The sequence below is a fragment of the Methanobrevibacter sp. genome (assembly GCF_045541095.1).
In the GTDB taxonomy this organism is placed as follows: domain Archaea; phylum Methanobacteriota; class Methanobacteria; order Methanobacteriales; family Methanobacteriaceae; genus Methanocatella.
In genome coordinates, this window is record NZ_JAZQIJ010000017.1 from 1 (window position 1) to 16,904 (window position 16,904).

The 16,904-nt window shown below is 33.4% G+C and carries 18 protein-coding genes; 6 read left to right on the forward strand and 12 right to left on the reverse strand.

Annotation, left to right across the window (positions count from 1 at the left end):
• Positions 1-23 precede the first annotated feature (23 nt).
• From ACKI2P_RS00765 to ACKI2P_RS00775, 3 genes are all read left to right on the forward strand, one after another.
• Complete coding sequence (locus ACKI2P_RS00765) at positions 24-761, forward strand: RraA family protein (RefSeq protein WP_407374296.1); 738 nt, start codon at positions 24-26, stop codon at positions 759-761.
• 98 nt (positions 762-859) lie between these two features.
• On the forward strand, positions 860-1,147 hold the full coding sequence (locus ACKI2P_RS00770; protein WP_407374298.1) for a Gar1/Naf1 family protein: 288 nt from the start codon (positions 860-862) through the stop codon (positions 1,145-1,147).
• A 110-nt stretch (positions 1,148-1,257) separates the two neighbouring features.
• Complete coding sequence (locus ACKI2P_RS00775) at positions 1,258-2,124, forward strand: transcription initiation factor IIB (RefSeq protein WP_231483690.1); 867 nt, start codon at positions 1,258-1,260, stop codon at positions 2,122-2,124.
• 27 nt (positions 2,125-2,151) lie between these two features.
• On the opposite strand, the gene ACKI2P_RS00780 is transcribed toward ACKI2P_RS00775, so the two are convergent.
• The 3 genes from ACKI2P_RS00780 to ACKI2P_RS00790 form a co-directional block, all read right to left on the reverse strand.
• The gene (locus tag ACKI2P_RS00780; RefSeq protein ID WP_407374300.1) at positions 2,152-4,053 is read right to left on the reverse strand and encodes an MJ1255/VC2487 family glycosyltransferase; all 1,902 of its coding nucleotides are present in this window, start codon (positions 4,051-4,053) and stop codon (positions 2,152-2,154) included.
• Positions 4,054-4,520: 467 nt separating this feature from the next.
• Positions 4,521-5,396, reverse strand: coding sequence for a DMT family transporter (locus ACKI2P_RS00785; RefSeq protein WP_407374302.1), 876 nt, complete (start codon positions 5,394-5,396; stop codon positions 4,521-4,523).
• A gap of 7 nt (positions 5,397-5,403) precedes the next feature.
• Positions 5,404-6,462, reverse strand: coding sequence for a hypothetical protein (locus ACKI2P_RS00790; protein ID WP_407374304.1), 1,059 nt, complete (start codon positions 6,460-6,462; stop codon positions 5,404-5,406).
• Positions 6,463-6,502: 40 nt separating this feature from the next.
• Here ACKI2P_RS00790 and ACKI2P_RS00795 point away from each other — a divergent pair, with 40 nt between their 5' ends.
• Positions 6,503-7,312, forward strand: a complete 810-nt coding sequence (locus ACKI2P_RS00795; RefSeq protein ID WP_407374305.1) for a sulfite exporter TauE/SafE family protein — start codon at positions 6,503-6,505, stop codon at positions 7,310-7,312.
• A gap of 9 nt (positions 7,313-7,321) precedes the next feature.
• The gene (locus tag ACKI2P_RS00800) at positions 7,322-7,681 is read left to right on the forward strand and encodes a tetratricopeptide repeat protein (RefSeq protein ID WP_407374307.1); all 360 of its coding nucleotides are present in this window, start codon (positions 7,322-7,324) and stop codon (positions 7,679-7,681) included.
• A 52-nt stretch (positions 7,682-7,733) separates the two neighbouring features.
• Here ACKI2P_RS00800 and ACKI2P_RS00805 read toward each other — a convergent pair whose 3' ends face one another.
• From ACKI2P_RS00805 to pyrH, 7 genes are all read right to left on the reverse strand, one after another.
• A complete protein-coding gene (locus ACKI2P_RS00805; RefSeq protein ID WP_407374309.1) occupies positions 7,734-7,937 on the reverse strand; it encodes a hypothetical protein in 204 nt (67 codons plus the stop codon).
• 119 nt (positions 7,938-8,056) lie between these two features.
• The gene (locus ACKI2P_RS00810; RefSeq protein ID WP_407374311.1) at positions 8,057-10,870 is read right to left on the reverse strand and encodes an Ig-like domain-containing protein; all 2,814 of its coding nucleotides are present in this window, start codon (positions 10,868-10,870) and stop codon (positions 8,057-8,059) included.
• 211 nt (positions 10,871-11,081) lie between these two features.
• Positions 11,082-11,933 carry a hypothetical protein gene (locus tag ACKI2P_RS00815; protein WP_407374313.1) on the reverse strand — a complete coding sequence of 284 codons (852 nt, stop codon included), beginning with the start codon at positions 11,931-11,933 and terminating at the stop codon, positions 11,082-11,084.
• 1 nt (position 11,934) lies between these two features.
• Complete coding sequence (locus tag ACKI2P_RS00820; RefSeq protein ID WP_407374315.1) at positions 11,935-12,258, reverse strand: YbjQ family protein; 324 nt, start codon at positions 12,256-12,258, stop codon at positions 11,935-11,937.
• Between the two features lie 14 nt (positions 12,259-12,272).
• Positions 12,273-12,464, reverse strand: a complete 192-nt coding sequence (locus ACKI2P_RS00825; protein ID WP_407374316.1) for a DUF2116 family Zn-ribbon domain-containing protein — start codon at positions 12,462-12,464, stop codon at positions 12,273-12,275.
• Positions 12,465-12,475: 11 nt separating this feature from the next.
• Positions 12,476-13,264, reverse strand: a complete 789-nt coding sequence (locus ACKI2P_RS00830; RefSeq protein ID WP_407374318.1) for a TatD family hydrolase — start codon at positions 13,262-13,264, stop codon at positions 12,476-12,478.
• A gap of 8 nt (positions 13,265-13,272) precedes the next feature.
• Positions 13,273-13,950 (reverse strand): UMP kinase, encoded by a 678-nt coding sequence (gene pyrH, locus ACKI2P_RS00835; RefSeq protein ID WP_407374320.1) that lies wholly within the window; start codon positions 13,948-13,950, stop codon positions 13,273-13,275.
• 239 nt (positions 13,951-14,189) lie between these two features.
• Here pyrH and ACKI2P_RS00840 point away from each other — a divergent pair, with 239 nt between their 5' ends.
• Complete coding sequence (locus ACKI2P_RS00840; RefSeq protein WP_407374321.1) at positions 14,190-14,882, forward strand: nitroreductase family protein; 693 nt, start codon at positions 14,190-14,192, stop codon at positions 14,880-14,882.
• A gap of 20 nt (positions 14,883-14,902) precedes the next feature.
• On the opposite strand, the gene ACKI2P_RS00845 is transcribed toward ACKI2P_RS00840, so the two are convergent.
• Positions 14,903-15,607: an MIP family channel protein gene (locus ACKI2P_RS00845; RefSeq protein WP_407374325.1), complete on the reverse strand. Its 705-nt coding sequence runs from the start codon at positions 15,605-15,607 to the stop codon at positions 14,903-14,905.
• A 36-nt stretch (positions 15,608-15,643) separates the two neighbouring features.
• Positions 15,644-16,777, reverse strand: a complete 1,134-nt coding sequence (locus tag ACKI2P_RS00850) for an adhesin (protein WP_407374323.1) — start codon at positions 16,775-16,777, stop codon at positions 15,644-15,646.
• Between the last annotated feature and the right edge of the window lie 127 nt (positions 16,778-16,904).

Sequence of the window (16,904 nt, forward strand, 5' to 3'; positions counted from 1 at the left end):
ATATTTTATAAATTGGTGAGTTTATGTCAATTAGTCCGAAAGATGTATTGAATAAAAATAAAAATTTGAATAAACGTGTTAATATTGAAGATATAAATTTGGAAAATGTGACTATTGATGATTTAAGATTTAACGGAAAAAATTACGATGAATACATTAATTTGCAGTCGTTACTTGAAAATATTTCAGCATGCCAAATATCCGATGCATACAATTCCATTTCTAAAAGGTCAGGTGTTATCCAATCCATAAAACCGGTCAACAATCAGAAGGTCTGGGGCAGTATTTTCACAGCGGAAACTGATTGTGATGATTGGGGAACCTCTGCATTGGCTATTGATGGTGCCTGTGAGGGGGATATTTTGTTTTTCAAGGTTCACGGTGAGCAAAAAGCTATATGGGGAGAGTTAGCTTCTACCTGCGCAAGAGATAATGGAATAAAAGCCTGCGTTATTTATGGATCTGCTAGGGATATGGATGCATTATTATATATGGATTTTCCAGTATTTTCAACTAATTTTTGCCCTAATGCAGGATCTGCTTTAGGTTTGGGCACTTTAAATGAAACTATTCAAATTGAAGGCATGATAATCAATCCTGGAGATTTTTTATTCGGTGATGAATCAGGCATTGTAATCATTCCTCAACAGTTGTTTGCTGAAGTTATGGTTCAGGCTCTTGGTGTTAAAATAAAAGAGACTAGCATTATTAAGGATATAAGTCGTGGTAAAACCTTAGCTGAAATTGCCGGACTCAAATAGAAAAACATTTAAATAGAAATCAATGTCTATATATAAGTATATCGATACCTTTATATATAACCTATTTCTAATTATATAAGTGATACAGATTTGATTTTATGAAATTTTTAGGAAATAGTTTGCATGTAGCAAACTCTGGAAAACTGATAGCACGATCTGATAAGACACCTTCACCAGGAGCTATTGTATATGATAGCAAAAAGAATAAAATAGGAAAGGTCGGCTATGTATTTGGGCCTACAAAAAGGCCTTACGTTTCAATTCGTTTGTTTAAATCAACGGATAGAAATAAGCTTGATGAAAACAGTGGGGAAAAACTATTTGTATCGAAACCAAAATCCAAAAAATCTAGAAAAAGGAGGATGAAACCACGACACAACAAGTAGATGAAATTCCAAGAAGAGGACGTAGAAGAGCAAGACAACAAGAACCGCAGCAAGATGCATATAATCCAGATAAACAAACTGTATGTCCTGAATGTGGTTCTACTGAATTAATTGGTGACTATGAAAGAGCAGAAGTGGTTTGTGCTCGTTGTGGTTTAGTCATTGATGAAAACCTTGTTGATATGGGTCCTGAATGGAGAGCATTTGACCACGAACAAAGAGATAAACGTACTAGGGTAGGAGCTCCAATTACCTATACTATTCACGATAAAGGTTTATCTACCATGATTGATTGGAGAAACAAAGATATTTATGGTAGGGATATTCCTGCAAGAAACAGAGCTCAATGGTACAGATTAAGAAAATGGCAAAGAAAAATCAGGATTTCTGGTGCCACTGAAAGAAATTTAGCATTTGCATTAAGCGAACTTGACAGAGATTCTTCAAGATTGGGGCTTCCAAGAAGCGTAAGGGAAGCGGCATCTGTTGTATACAGAAGTGCTGTGGACAATAAGCTTATCAGAGGAAGAAGTATTGAAGGAGTAGTTGCAGCTTCACTTTATGCAGCTTGCAGACGTTGTAATGTACCTCGTACTTTGGATGAAATCGCTGAAGTATCAAGGGTTACTAAAAAAGAAGTAGGTCGTACCTACAGGTTTTTAACCCGTGAATTGAATATTAAATTACCACCAACTTCTCCAGTAGATTATGTTCCTAGATTCGCATCTGAATTAGGTCTTTCTGGTGAAGCACAATCCAAAGCTATTGAAATAATCGAAAAAGCTATGGAAAAAGGTTTGACTTCAGGTAGAGGTCCTACTGGTGTAGCGGCAGCAGCATTATATATTGCATCCGTTTTACTCGGTGAGAGAAAAACACAAAGGGATGTTGCAGATATTGCTGGTGTTACCGAAGTTACTATTCGTAACAGGTACAAAGAATTAACAGAACAGTTAGAAATGGGTGTAACATTATAACCCTTTTCAATTTCTTTTTTTTTTAAATTATTTGCTTAATGAATATTTTTCAATTCTATAAATTAATTCACGGACAATGCCGTCATTATTAGTTTTTTTCACATTAGCAAGTCTTTTTTGATATTTTGGAAGTCTTTTTAAAAAGTTAGCCACTCTTTTTGCACTCATAATTTCATGATATTCTCCATAACCCAATTTTTGAACATAAAATCCGTTCAATACCTGTTCAAAATTACCTGTGGCCGGAACTGAGTAAATCGGTTTTTTAAGGTGGATGGCCTCTGAAATGAATGTGAATCCTCCATTGCAGATAACAGCTTTTGAGGTGGCCAAATCGTCATAAAATTCATTTTCATTAAATTCCTTAAAGGTTAGATTCTCATCAATCAGATTTTTATTGAATCCATAGACTATAAATTTTTCATTTTTCAGTATTTTCAGCCGGTTGACCAATTCTCTACTTTCTTTGCTTGTCTGATAGACAATGATGTGATCACCGTTTTTAGGTTCTAATTTCAATATGTCTTCCCGTATAATTGGTGGATAAATTACTGCTTTTTTTCTAGGTTTTATCCTAGGATAGAAAAAACTGGTCAGAATATAGAACTTTGGACGCACAACATACCCTTTAACGACTCCTTTGGCCTTAAGCATTTCACCAATCTTATTTTTAGGATAATCATATTTGGTTTGGGTAATCATATGAATGTTGTCAAGGCTTATTAAAGGTATATTTCTTAGCTTTGCTACAATTGATGCGTATATTTCAAAATCAGTAACAATCACATCAGGTTTAAGCTGTGCTGCTTTTTTGTATAATATTTCGTATCCTACTTTGATATTTGTAGGATTCCTTTTAAATGCGTCTCCAAGAGTTTTGAGATTTTTTACCTTGTTATTGCTATAGACGGTATTAAATCCTCCGATTTCATAAACGTTATCAAATTTAGATTTCAGATAATTATAGGCTCGGTCACTTGAAAATATATAAATGTCATATTTTTCTTTAATTCTCTCAACAATGACTCCTGTTCTTATTGCATGGCCCATCCCTTCACCGCAAACGCAGTAGAACACGACTTTTTTTGATCTGTTACGATGTGAAGCTTTTAGTCTAGTTCTGGTATCGTTGTATGTTTGGACAGTTTGGTCATAACGTGATTTGATTTCATTTATCTGGTCCATACGTTTTTCAAGCGCTTCAAATCTTGAGGTTGTAAGCTTTTCATGGCCATGGTCGAAGTTGTAATTCAGTTCGGAAGCATCAGTCCTCTTGCCTAAAAAGTCATTGATTGTACTCTGCCCGTACTGTTTGATTAATGTTTCAAGACCTTCCTCTTCAAGCCTTCTGGTTGAAACGCCGATTTTAGCATTTCTTAAAACTTTAAATGGTTCTTCTTTTGCCAATCTTTCAATGTAATCGGTATCTTCACCGAAAGTTAGTGATTCATCAAACCCTCCGCATTTGTCATGCAGTTCTTTTTTCGCTATGATTCCATAACATCCTGCACCGTGTGGCTTGATGTTTTCAACACTTATCATAAAATAATTTGCAAATTCATGGAATAGTCTGTCTTCAACCTTATTTGACATTGGAAGCATTTGGGTAATTGCTATTCCAAGCCTTTCCATTCGGAATTCATATAGGACATCACGCAAATAATCTTCAGTGAGTTCCAAATCAGAATCTAAGAAAATCAGGTATTCTCCCTTTGCAACTTTCGCACCATTGTTCCTACCTACTGCAGGAAGGCCTCCATCTACAACTACGCACCCATATTCTTCGGCAATCTCACGGGTTTTGTCAGTGGAGTTTGCATCAGCCACAATCACTTCATAATCAGTGAAATCCTGCTTTTTGATACTTTCGAGTAACACAGGAAGGTATTCCTCTTCATTGTAAGTAGGTATGATAATGCTTATAATCATATGTTAAAATTTATTTTTTAAATTAATAAATTTTTGTGAAAAATGAGGTTATTCTATTTTTAGGGTGTTTTTTACCGGTATCTCGAAAGAAATTTTTTTCCAGAATTGAATTTTTTTCATATTATTTTTCATTTTTTAAATAATTCTTTTCAGCACTTTTGCCGAATTGATTTTTAATGTTTTTCTATCTTTCATTTAAAATGAGGGAGTTTATTCAAAAAATTACTATTTTCCTTTATATTTTTCACTTTAAAGAGTTATTAGTAATTTATTGTATGGGGGAGATTTCCCAGTAACTCCATTTTTTTCACAATTTTTATCATATTTTAACTTAAAATATTTATTTTTTCAATTAAAAGATATTAGGCTTTAAAATAGAAAATATTCATTGTTATATGCTTTATTTTAAAAATATTAATCAAAAATATGTTTACACTTGAAATGCACCTCTCTTTGGAGGTATGCAATTAGCTTCTACTCAGAACTGTCATTGAAATTAATGTCAGGATGAATCCGAAAAGCATCAGCATTGTTGGTATTTCACCATAAATCATGATTCCGAATATTAATGCGGCAAGTGGTTCTGCACCGGACATGAAAATGGATGATACTCCTGAGTCGATGTAGTTTAAACTTACAGTTGACAGGATATATGGCAGTGCAAATGAAAATGTTGAATGTATTATTAAAAACAACACAATCCATATTGGATTGATGGAGACTAGGTCGGTTACTTGATTAAAATCTGTAAATGGTATCAGGGCTAGTGATAAAATGATTATTGCATAAAACAGTATTGTAAATGTATGGTTTCCATTCTCTATGGATTTTTTGGAAGCCATCAGATAGACTGCCCAGAATAATCCCGCTCCAATTCCGCAAAAGATGCCGTATAATGGAATGCCAGACATGCTCTTATCTAAAACTCCGGTCATTAATGCACATCCGAATATGGCTAAAAGAATGCAGATGATCTTTTTTGAGGTAATTTTTTCTCCAAACAGAATATATGCAAATATCAAAACGTAAATTGGAGCCAACGACAGCAGAACAGCAGCCAAAGAAAGTGAAAGGGTATTCATCGATTCATTATAGCACAGATTAAGTCCTACTATGCACATTGTACAAACAAATATTAGCGGCAAGTCTTTCAAGTTAATTTTAAACAGTTGCTTATCAGTTAAAAGAATCGCTATTAGAATTGGGATAATCGCTATTGAAAACCTTAAAAAAAGAAGGGTGGTTGCGTCTATTCCGTTTTGTGTCAATGTTCGAACAAACACTCCGCTTGATCCAAACATGAATCCGGCTAATATAGGTAAAATCAGATAAATCCTTTTCATAAAATCACTATAGATATGAGTATATGTTCCATGAAACTGTATAGTATTCGCACGAATTGTTCAATGGCACTGACAAATCATTAAATAGTTCCATTTCATTATAGCTTGAATTAACCCTGTAGGTGGTATTGTCTATTTTTTCAATTGGAATATCTCCGAAATCAACATTTTCTGTGATATTTGCAATTTCAACAGTATAATAATCAGGTTCAGCACCTGCAAAGGCAATTGTAAATCGTAAGAGGATAAATAGGCCTACTAAAAAGTATATTAAAAATCTGTTAAAATAGAATCGTGCTTTTCCAAAACCTCGATTTCTGTAAACAGGCTGATGTAATTCATTTTGTTTAAGTAATTTTTCATCTTTAAAGAGACGGCCTGTCATATAATTCAGATAATAACCGTTTCTATAGACAAGATACAGTCCAAAGATTCCGACAATTGCAGGGGTTCCAAATAATCCTCCGTCAAATGCTCCTATGATTAGGCAACTTGAGGAAAATGCAATAATCGAGTTTATATACCATGAGCGATTCTGCATTGATAAAATTAATGTTGCAATCAATATTGGAAACAGTAAAATTACTAAAAAACCAAAACTCGGAACATATTGATATAGGCCAGCTCCAGTGTTGATATTGCTTTGAACAAATGGTCCAAGAATTTGAGTTATAGCTTCTCCTAAAATGGACTTTAACAGGTGAGTGTGCATAATGCTTGTGGAACTCATAACGCTAGTCATGGAGGCAAAAATACTGTTGAGCTTGATTCCCATCTGCAGTCTGAATATGATCTCCAGAAGAATTCCTGAAATTAATGTAATCCAACCGATTACCATTGAAATTTTCAGATATTTTATAGGGTCAACATCGATTTTAATGATTTGGGATAAAATTAGAAACAATCCTAAAAGTCCAAAAAATAGGATGTCCTTTCCTTTGGATGACCCCATTAAAAAAATATGGGTAATTGGTCTGATAATCGGATTTAAAATATCCGTTAGAAATATTACTCCTCCAAGCAATATTAGAATTAATCCGATTATGATAGTTTTATTAAGTTTCATTAACAATATTTTAATATTAATACTTTAAATAAGTGATGTCATGTTTCCGATAGAATACTTTTTGGGTTTGATATTGATAGGTATCTGCGCAGGTTTTGCATCAGGGCTTTTGGGTGTTGGCGGTGGATTTCTGATAGTTCCTCTACAATACTTTCTGTTAAAGTATATCGGTGTCGAACCTAATTTGGCCATGCTCATTTCTTTAGGCACAAGTCTGGCTATCATTATTCCAACTTCTCTTAGTGGAGCATACAGACACACAAGATCTATGGACAATATCCTAGAGCCAGGATTTAAATTAGGTGTTTTTGGAATAATCGGTGGGGTGATTGGAGGTTTTGTTGCATCAGGATTACCCTCAAGAATATTGGAAATAATATTTGGATGTTTGCTCTTGTTCATTGCGGTAAACAACATTATAAAAATCAATAATGAAAAAGAAGATGCCAGAATTCCTTTCAACATTATTACAGTTGGAATAATTGGTGTTCTCGTAGGTTTTTCATCAGGACTTTTGGGTGTTGGTGGGGGAATTTTTTTAATAGCTATTCTCACATCCCTTCTGGGCTTTTCGATGATAGAGGCGATTGGAACATCATCTATTTTCATCAGCCTGACTGCAATCGGAGGATTTTTATCTTATATGATTTCCGGATGGGGCGTTTCCACATTTCCGTATTCAATAGGATATGTGAGCATTGTAAATTTTTTATTGATTGCTTGTTTTTCTGTTCCTTTAGCATCAATAGGTGCAAAATATGCTCACAGAGTGCCTCAAAAGAAATTAAAAATCGTATTTTCAGTATTGGTATTGTACATGGCATTAAAAATGTTGGGAATTTTACCTTAAGGTGATAATGTGAGCGGTGAGAGAAAAATTGGAGAAAATTTTGATGAAAAGGAAGCTTTAGATATATTTGAAAAATTAAAAAATGTTGAAGGCAAAACCAAGCCAAAAACAGATGGTAAAATTAAAAAAATTGCCGATTTGATGAATGAGGCCAATTATTTAAAAGACAAGGGCGAATTTGGCGAAGCAATAGATTTGTATAACCAGATTATTTTCACATTGCCTGATTCTCAAAAAGCATATGAAGCTCTTGCGGAAATCTATCAAAAACAGGGTGATGTTTCAAAAGAAAAGGAAATATTAATGAAAGCCATAAGTGGCTGTAAAAATAATGAGGAATTTAAAAAAAGATTAAATGAAATTAAATAGGTTTATTTCATTTAACTTTTTCCACATGTGTGTTTTAGTCAATTAGGAATGCTTAAAAAAAGACCATTCGCACAATTAATGAAACGACAAATACTACGATTGAAAAGACGATAATTAATTTTCCATGTTTTTGATATAATGCAACATCCTTTTTTAAAAAGAATAATGCTGCTCCGTATACTAAACCTATAATTGGGCTGATTAAAGCGATAATATATCCGATTATTGCTATTGCCATACTGCCTTCATTATCCATATGACTCACCTCATGAAGTTAATTATTACTATATTTATATTTTGAGTATAATATGTTATGGATTGAAAATAAGGGTATAATTAAAAAGCAGTTATAAAAAAATAAAAAAAAGAAATTAATTAGAAGGAAATACTTGCATAATAACCTTTAAGCTGGTAATTATAGTTATTCCAACTAACTACATTTCCAAATGAATTTCTAGTACTTGTAGGATCACCGACAATCCATGTGTCTCCAATAAGGACTTGAGTCCATACGTGGCCATAGGTACCGTCACTGAATACGCATGTTCCATGAACATACCTTGCTGGAATGCCTGCAGTTCTATACATAGCTATCAATAAGTGGGCTTGGTCAACACAATTACCTGTTTTTGCATTTAAAGTGCCGACAGCACCATATTTGGTGTTATAATAGAAACTGTATGAAACTTTGTCACGTACATAGTTATAAAGTGCAGTTGCCTTGGCTTTATCAGTAGTTAAACCATCTATAAGTGAATTTACAACTGATTTAATTTTACTGTTTCCAACTTGACAGTTAGTTGTAGCAGCTAAATATGGTTTTAAATCCTTAATATTATTTTTAGTGTTTAACGGACTTGATGTGGATGTCTCTATGACTTTAATGCTTACATAGTTAGGCATAAATGAATTGTCTCCATAATATGCTACTACACGTGCAAATGCATAGACTAATCCATCATATCCAATGGTTCCAAGATTTGAACTCACTGAATTCGGCATAGCTCCTTTTGAATTTATGGTTTTTACAAGATTTTTTGCAACTGTAAGATAATCATATAGATTACCTAGATTTGCAGCTGCTCCTGGTTTAGTTGGGTCTGTTACCGCTTTTATACCTATATCTGCTTTAGTGCCTGCTTTCAAGTTAATAATGGCTTGTGAAGCTAAGTATAAATATTGTGCAGTAGTTAATGTTGTAGTTCCAACTTTAACAGTTGCAGGCAACTTCTCATTGCTTTCAATGTATTTTTTAACAGTTTGTGAAGCTGCAATAACCTCTTTAAGAGTAACTGATTCAACAACATTTATTTTTGAGGACCCGGAAGCTTGTCCATCAGTATATGTGATGGTATATGTTCCTTTAGCTAATCCAGAAACATCGATGCTTGCAGCACCATTTTTATCCGTTTGTACAGAAGTATCTTTGTTATTTAAAGTAAATTTAACTGTTTTACCGCTAACTGGTTTGTCTTGACCATCAAGCAATTTGACGGTGAATTTTGCAGCGCTTTTAACTACAACTGTCATATCGCTTGCTGAAAATTTGGTACCGTTAACTAAAATATGTTTTGTCACTTTTGATGAAGTGTAATATGTATTGGATCCAAGCTCAATAGTAATCGGATAATATCCAATGGCTTCGTTTATAGCCAATGTTGCAGTACCATCTGCTGCGGTTTTTACTTCATAATTTTTAGAGTTCAAACCAAATTCAACTTTTACTCCACTGAGTGGAGTTCCAGTTTTATTTTTAATGGTTACTACATAATTTTTGAGATTATCATGTTCCATTACAAGATCACTTGCACTAATAGTAACTGTTTGTTTGGATACGGTAACTGTATTTGTTTTGACATTGTAATCTTTCAAACCGGCAGTTGAATACTTTGTTGTAACTGTATATGTGCCAGGTTTCACATTTCCAATTGCAAGTTTTGCAGTACCGCTACTGTCAGTTTTTACAGTAGTTGTTTTTTCATTAAATGTAAATTTAATATTTTTATTAGTCAAAGCTTTACCAGCGGAATTGGTAGCTTTTACAGAGAATAAAGAACCATCATTATACTGCATTTTCAAATTACTGGCCTTTAATGTAGTGGTTGAATCTTTCACATATAATTTAAATGAACCAGTAACAGGTTTATAGTTAGTATTTCCGTTATATTTAAAAGAAATTGTATATGTGCCTTTTGAAAGTGCAGGAATTGTTATTTTAGCTTTACCAGTGGCATCTGTTGTTTTAGCATGATTTATATTTTTAAATGTAAATTGACATTTGGTATTTTTAAGTGGTTGTGGATCTTTTTTTGCATTTGATAAAATAACAGAAAATACGTATTTGGTTTGAGGAAGCATGTATGCGTTTGTTCCTGTAACCAAAGTTTTTGCTTTGTTAATGGTTATGGTATTAGTGGTGGTTTCTTTTGAATACGGATTGTATAACTTAATTGTATGTTTTCCACCTTTAAGATTGATTGTAAAACTTGCCAAACCATTTGAATCAGTTTTTACTGTATTTTTTGTACCATCAATAGTAAATCTCACATTAGTATTTTTTAATCTGCCATTATCCTGCCAAAAGTAAGCAGTATATTTAAAAGCATATCCATAGGTTTTAGTAGGATTAGTTCTCCTAGTTATGGAAGTCGAAACTTTAATATTTTTTGAAAGTGAACTTTTTATGAATTCAGTATCTCCATTAAATTTGGCAGTTACTTTATAAGTTCCAATTTTAAAGGTTGGTGTTGTTGCATATGCAACACCATTGCTTCCTGTTGTAGCCTTATATGATTTTCCATTTATAGTAAAAGTAACTTTTTTACCAGATAAGGGGTTTCCTTGGATATCTGTTAAAAGTATTTTGAATTTAATGTTTGATTTAGAATAATGAGCATTATATAATGTAATTTTGGTTTTAACGGGAGTAACATTAGTTTCGTTATCCCCTAATTGACTTTCATTTTCACTATTCATCAAAAGAGTATTTTCATTAATACTGTTGTCATTTGATTTCAAGCTAATATCAGAATTAGATTTGCCTAATTCATCTAATGATAATTCATTACTTTCTGAAGTCAAATTTACGTTTTCTGTACTTGTAACATTATCAATTTCTGCTGCACTTGCGGCTCCAAGTAAAACAAAGAGCGTTAAAGCAATTGAAATCAACAATGCTGTTTTTTTCATCGAAATATTTACACCTTCTTGGTTCTCATTATGACAATTTTTTAAAAAAATTTTCAAATGATTATTAATATTTCATAATGAGTGGATAAATATTTGTTTATTTGCTTATATAAATGTTTTTAATACTTTAATGTTAAAAATAGTTGGAATTATACATTTTTTGTTTATTTTTTTGGTGTTTTATTTAATTTTTAAAGAAACATATTTTACCTTATTTTAAATAAACTCCCATACCCATTGCACTTATTTGATAACTGTCTCCACCAAGTCCTATTAGACTATATTGTATGTCCAAATTCACAACTCCATTTCCGCCGGATTCCTTTATGATTTCAGCTAATTCAACCAAGCATTTGTCTTTTCCTTCTTTAAGGTTATTTAATGTAATGGTTTCAACCTTCTTTTGGTCGCTGTGAACTAGCCTTTTGTCCTTATCAAGTATTACGGTTGCATGAAACTGTCCTAAATTGTCATAATTTTCATCTACAATGTCAGTACTGGTTATAAAGTAAAAATCAAGGCTGTTTATAAGGTTATTGCTTTTGTTTTCATCGAAAAGGCTCACGGTTTCAATTTCTATTTCATGAGGTTTTTTCAGAACATATTTATAGTATATTTTCTCAAAAAAATTGTAAATTGGTGTTGTTAGTTTTTTAAAGATTCCGGAAAGGTATGAAAGAAGTCCAACTCCTCCGACTAATATTATAAAATTGATCAATGTTGGAAATGCCGCCTGTAGAATCACAGCTATTGAACCGATAGTAATAATGTTGAATCCTAATGTAGGATTTTTTAAAATAAAACTGTAAAAAGTAGTGTCAATAAAAAGAATGAATGCACTGATTGCTCCAATGTTTGATCCGATTATTCTGTTGGCAAGCATTGTTTCGGCATATCCTGCCGCAAGTGGTGCAAAAATCAATCCTAAATTCCATCCGTATATATCGATATGGAAATACAAAAAGAATCCATACACTAAAAGTCCGACAGAGGTTCCAAATGCAATGCAAAGAATGGCTTCACGAATGTAAGCCATTTTAACTTCTCTTTCTCTAAAATTCATATTATTCGTATTTTATTGCAGTACCGTAAGCGGTTACAAGAATTGTATTCCCCATGGTGCCGCCTAAATTGTCATATGAAATTTTAAGTCCAATTATTGCATTTGCACCTAAACTTTCAGCTTTTTTTTCCATAGTTCCAAGGGCTTTATTCCTTGCTTTTTGAAGTTCTTCTTCATAAGCAGATGTTCTCCCAGCAACTACATCACGAACGCCTGAAAACAAATCTTTGTAAATATTGGAACCTATCAGTGATTCTCCGGTCACCAGTCCCTTATAGTCGATTATTTTTTTGTTTTCCAATGTATTTGCTGAGGTTAAAATCATCTAATCTACCTTTTTTATTTCATAAATGTCAAATATGCCCAAATTATTAAAAAGATTGCAATAACTATGTATAAAATTATTTGTGACCTTTTCCTTTGGTTTAATCTTGCATCCCAGACCTTTTGACAATCCGGTGAGCATACTAGTTCATTTAATGGAATTGGGGTTCCGCAAATTGGACAATGTTTGTGTGGTTCAACTGCCATATTTTCATCTCCTATATTTTAAAAAATTCTTTAGTATTTTTTGTAACTTGTTTTGCAAGTTCATCTGCATCGATTCCCATGCAAACAGCAATGGTATTAAGTATATGTGGTAAATATTTTGGTTCATTTCTATTTTTTTTAGGCTTTTTATCAAAGTTCTTTGGTATTAAAAATGGTGCATCTGTTTCAATCATTAATTTTTCAGGAGGAATAACACTCACTGCCTCTTGCAAATCTCTTCCTCTTTTCATATCACAGATCCATCCAGTCACGCCAATGTAGCAGCCTAAATCAATATAATTTTGAGCTTCACTTTTGGTACCGGTAAAACAGTGGACAACCGCCTTTTCAGCCATGCTTTCATGTTTTTTCAGAATAGCATATAAATCTTTATGCGCTTCTCTTTCATGTAAAAATAAAGGCATTTCAAGTCTTTCTGCAAGTTCCACTTGGGCTTCAAACCATTTTCTTTGAAGATTTTGTGGTGAGAAGTTTCTGTTGTAGTCCAGACCGCATTCTCCGATAGCCACTACACTATCATTTTTAGCTATTTTTTCCAGTTCAAACATGCTGTGGCCATTGCATGTTTTTGCATCATGGGGATGCACGCCTGAAGTAGAAAATAAAGTTCCGGGATACTTTGAAGCATAATCGCTTGCCATCTGACTTGAATGAACATTTGTGCCGGTAATGATGAATTGATTCACGCCGACTTTTTTTGCTTCATCTATAATTTCGATCCTATCTTTTTTAAATGAAGAATGCATCAAGTTTAATCCGATATCAATAAGATTATCCACTTTTCCACCTATTCATTAATCACTTTAGTACCGATTTTTTCTCCGTTAACTGCTTTAATTAAGTTTTCAGGTTCAAAACCATTTGTAATTACGGTTTCTAGATTTGACCTTTTAATCATTTGCACTGCAGTAGTGTCGAAAAATTCATATGTTCCGGCTTTCACGTCTTTTCCACTTAAAAAGTCAAGCAGGTCGGTTGCTGTTATTTCAGGAACAAGTTCGGCATCATCGAATTTATTCGGATCTTTTGTATACATTCCGTCAACAGATGTTAGGTTAATCAGTTTGTCAGCGTTAATGTATTCGGCTAAAATTGCGGATACTGCATCTGTACTGTGTGCCGGTTCAGTTCCTCCCATAACAATGATTTTTCCACTAGCTGAAAACTCCAAGGCTTCCTGGAAGTTATGAGGAACTCTTTGATATGCGGCGTCTCCAAGTGCAGATAACATTAATTTCGCATTGATTCTTGTAACTTCAATTCCAATATCATCGCATTGTGCTTCTCCGGCACCCAAGTCACGAACTACTCCTATATATTCTCTTGCAGGTTTTCCACCACCCACTACTACAAATAATTCATGTTCTTTTGCCAAATCTGTTAAAATAGCACTATATTCCTGGAATTTCTTACAATCATATTCCTTGAGTAAAATAGATCCTCCAATTGCAACAACAATTTTCATATATTCACCTTATATATAAAGTATCTTTCAAATATTATTTAAATTTTAATTTTGAGGACATGTCTATCTAATAGTTTTTAATGTGTATGTTATATCTTTTCAGAATATAATTTTTATCTAAAATTTATAAGCTGTATATGTTATGTTACCTTATATGAAGAGGTTTTCAGGACTATAATCTAAAAACTTATAAATGTCCAAATCATATCATTATTTAATTTTTTTTCAATGGTGATTCAATGGATTTGGCAAGTCAGATATATGTAAGAAAATCATGTCGTAATTATTTGGATGATGAAATTGATATGGGGATTATTAAAGAATTTCTTTCAGATATTAATCCATTAAATGAGGAAATTAACTATTATTATGAAATTCTAACCAAAGAGGAAGTTAATGTTCGCACAGGATGGTCTGCTCCGTATTATCTTGCACTTTACTCTGAGAAAAAAGACAACTATATGGAAAATATAGGTTTTGTCTTTCAGCAGCTTTCCCTCTTTCTACAAAGCCAGGGTATTGGAAGTTGCTGGGCGGGAATGGCATCACCCAAAAAGAAAAATCCTGATAGCGTAATTGTAATTGCTTTCGGCAGGTCTGATAAAATGACCAGGGATGTTTCAGATTTCAAAAGAAAAGGTCTGTCTCAAATTAGCGATTTTGAAGATGAAAGACTGATTCCTGCACAACTTGCACCCTCAGCCATGAATACGCAGCCTTGGTTTTTCAAGCACACAGATGACGGTTTCGATGTTTATCAGGTCAAACAGAATATTTTAAAAAGGCAGGTTTTGAAAAGATGGAATCCAATTGACATGGGCATAGCATTAGCTCATTTGTATGTTGAAAATGAAGACAGTTTTGAATTTGAAATAAAAAACGATGCAGATGAGTTAAAAGGTTATACTTATACAGGCAGTATCAAGATTTAAAAAAAAGAAATGTTAGAGGATTATGCATCCTCTGAAATTAGTCCTTTGTATAAAAGTCCGGCAATTATTGCACCAATGACTGGGGCCAGGATAAATACCCAAACCTGTTGCAGGGCTTCACCGCCAATAAATAGTGCAGGTGCTAAACTTCTTGCTGGGTTAACTGAAGTACCGGTTAGTGGAATTCCTAGAATATGTACAAATGCAAGTGTCAGACCGATTACAATACCTGCAACTGCAGCATTTTCTGTTTTTTTAGTGACTCCAAGTACAGTAAATACAAATACGAAGGTTAAGATAATTTCCACGATTATTGCACCTATAACATTAAGACCAACGCTGGATGCATCTCCAAATCCGTTTTGACCTAATCCTGTTGCCATGTATCCTCCAAGACTTGGAGCGGAATTAATGATTACTGCAAGTATTGCAATACCTATTATTGCTCCTATACATTGAAATAGAATGTACATAATCAGGTCTTTTGTTTCGAGTCTTCCATCAATCCACATTCCGATTGAAACGGCAGGATTGACGTGGCATCCTGAGATGTCTCCGATTACATAAGCCATTGCTATTATAGATAAACCAAAAGCCAATGCAATTCCCAGGTTACCTAATACGGAACCGGCTATGGCTGCACTTCCACAACCAAAAAGGACAAGCACCATTGTCCCAATTAATTCTGATATGTATCTTTTCATAAATTTACCTCTTTGTAATATTTATTTTACAATTTAAAATTTTGGTTTCTTTAATATTTAATATCTTCTAATCCGTTTATATCCTAAATATGCCAGAAGCAACACGACAATTATTAAAACAAATGGTAATACGTGTAATAATACTGAATCGTTTACTTTATCAAATTTATACTCCTGGTTAAAGCCCATATGTTTGGCATCAGTATGATTTTGGGTTATTTTTGCAAAGTTGTACAGTAAATCATAATAACTGATGTGCGCTCCTTTATATTCTATGGAGTCAGGGGCCTGGCCGTTTGCATCCATATAATTCCTGACGATTCCTCCCATTTCCATATATTCATAAATGGAATAGGAATCTTTTACTAAAAAGGATATTCCCATCGGATTTGCAGGGCCTTGATAAGGTTTTGGAATGTCCAATCCGTTACCATTTAGATAGGAACTGGTCTGGTAAAGTAACTGTGCTGCGGTATAATTTCCATAGGTTCCATTCATTTCGGTATCATTGCTTGTGATTAATGCTTTGCTTGCATTTGCCATTGCAGATGGTGAAATTGTATTTTTTACAAGCAGGTCATCACTAAGGATTTTTGTTTCGTTTGCATGACCGTTAACGATGTCCACAACTTCCTGTGCAATTTTTTTGTTCATTTCTTCGTCGTACCTGTCAATATAACCGTTTTTTCCGTTGTTAGGAAATTCTTTTAACGGTTGTATGTAATATATTCCGGCATTTTTAAGGAATGTGCCGGGATCGTGCATGCCCATATATGTTTCATTGGAATAATTGTCATCCCAAGCTCTTCTGAGGTACTGGCTGTGATTTTCCAAATCGTAATCTCCAGTATTAACCAAAATAATTTGTTTTGGTGTATTAACTGTGCTGTCTACCAATTGTAGGTAATTTCCCCCGTCTGCTGCGGCTAAACAGATACTTATGTCGCTTGTTACTTGTATTGCTCTATATCCTTCTCCTGGTGATGGGGCTTGATTATCTACGATTACCTGAAGTTCGCCACCGCTAATTTCCTCTACGTACTTTTTAATTGAGTTTAACATATTAACATCATTATCGTGGTCAATGATATTGTCTGATGTTATAAAAACGGTTTTAGAAGCGGTAACTCCTTGGACCATTGGGGCAACGATTAATAATGCTAATAATATGATTGCTATTTCCTTCTTCATTTTTCATTACCTTAACCTTTTATTAATATTATAATATTAGTTTTATTACTAAAATATTTTATTGATATTAATTTATAAAAAATAATCTAAAATAGCATATTTTATGATTTTAAAGTTTTTAAACTTG